The organism is Microcoleus sp. K4-B3 (assembly GCF_036704615.1).
Lineage (GTDB): Bacteria > Cyanobacteriota > Cyanobacteriia > Cyanobacteriales > Microcoleaceae > Microcoleus.
Window position 1 is genome coordinate 1 of record NZ_JAUBSF010000234.1, and the last position, 1,269, is coordinate 1,269.

Annotated in this window: 3 protein-coding genes; 1 reads left to right on the forward strand and 2 read right to left on the reverse strand. The window is 40.8% G+C overall.

From position 1 onward, the window contains the following. Positions 1-67: 67 nt before the first annotated feature. The gene (locus tag QUA78_RS32630) at positions 68-343 is read right to left on the reverse strand and encodes a hypothetical protein (protein ID WP_333307523.1); all 276 of its coding nucleotides are present in this window, start codon (positions 341-343) and stop codon (positions 68-70) included. A gap of 96 nt (positions 344-439) precedes the next feature. Continuing rightward, positions 440-937: a hypothetical protein gene (locus QUA78_RS32635; protein WP_333307525.1), complete on the reverse strand. Its 498-nt coding sequence runs from the start codon at positions 935-937 to the stop codon at positions 440-442. A gap of 138 nt (positions 938-1,075) precedes the next feature. On the opposite strand from QUA78_RS32635, the gene QUA78_RS32640 reads away from it, so the two are divergent. Continuing rightward, positions 1,076-1,269 (forward strand): hypothetical protein (locus QUA78_RS32640; RefSeq protein WP_333307528.1); only part of this gene is annotated, 194 nt, incomplete at its 3' end.

The following is a 1,269-nucleotide window of genomic DNA, read 5'->3' on the forward strand; positions in this document are numbered from 1 at the left end:
ATTCTCTCCCGGCGCGGTGGCTCTAGTTCTTCTGAAAGCCACCGTTCTCATCTTTATTTAGTCTAAACTACAGTAAGTTAGAAACAACCCATAACGCGCGTTGCATATGAAATCTTGGGTCAATACCTACAGACTCAACGATGTCCATGTAAGTATCAACTTCGATTTGATTCTTTAAGAGTTCACAAGAAGATTTGTTAACCAATAATGCTGCATCTTGCTCACTCTTTGTAGCATCGCTATGAGGCAGGATACAAAGCAAATCTTCTATTTCTTCTGGCATAAATATCATTGATTCATCCATACCAGGAAGCCATAAAGCTTTAGAGTCAAGATTCAGCATTATTAATTAACCTACGTAGCCTTGAGTTTTAAAAGAAATACGAGCTGTGGGTTGCGTAAGTTTTAACGCCGACCGAATACCGTCTTGTACAGCTTTTTATATGTCGCTACCTTCAGTCCGACCAAAAGCACAGCTAACAGTATCAGTTTCAACAAGTGTGTAAGGTTTACCAGTGGTTCGGCTAATAGTATCTCTGGTTTGAGTTTTCGGAACAGTGCACAGGACACGAGCAAATTCAATTTTTCTCGCTCTTTTAATTGAAACGTTTGCAGTTGTTGGTTTTATTTCTACAGCAGCTCCACCACTAACAACGGAGGTGCGAACGTTGGTAATTAAACTGTTGTTATTTTCTTCTTTGTCAGGTTTTGGAGCGGCAGTCGGAACGGCAAGTAATTTAGCTTCCCAGAAAAAGTTACCCGCTTCACCGAAAGGTTTGATATATCCCCAGCTCCAACCAACGTTAACTTTAAGGCCGAGGCGTGCTGCTTGATATGCTGCCCGTTTTGCTGCTGCATCCAATCGCCGCCACGCTTCCAGTTTAGTCTTGGCAGCCATCAACTCTTCTGCTCTATTAATATCTGCGTATCGAGCCATAAAAACTTCTTGTAGTGGGATGTTTCTAATTTGACCTTTTTACGCGGGTTTGACTACCCTTTTTTTCCTATATTAAAAATTCATACCTATAGGTCTGTAGAAGTTTTAGGTTATATTAAAATCAGCTCTGGTTAAGGCTTGCAGACTATTATAACTGTTATTATTGCTGGAACAAATGGAACAATTAAAGGCACGACTGCCGAAGCGCAATTCTTGCAATTAATAGAATACTTTCAAAGATTAGAAGCGATTGGCAATAACGTTACTAGCTACGTTACTGGCAATTACGACAGCGACGCTTTGCTGTTTACGGGCGATTTTACGATGCCCGT

What these genes read in the sequence shown, in the direction of transcription:
- QUA78_RS32630 (WP_333307523.1), bottom strand. Translation starts at nt 343, where the DNA reads ATGCTGAATCTTGACTCTAAAGCTTTATGGCTTCCTGGTATGGATGAA.
- QUA78_RS32635 (WP_333307525.1), bottom strand. Translation starts at nt 937, where the DNA reads ATGGCTCGATACGCAGATATTAATAGAGCAGAAGAGTTGATGGCTGCC.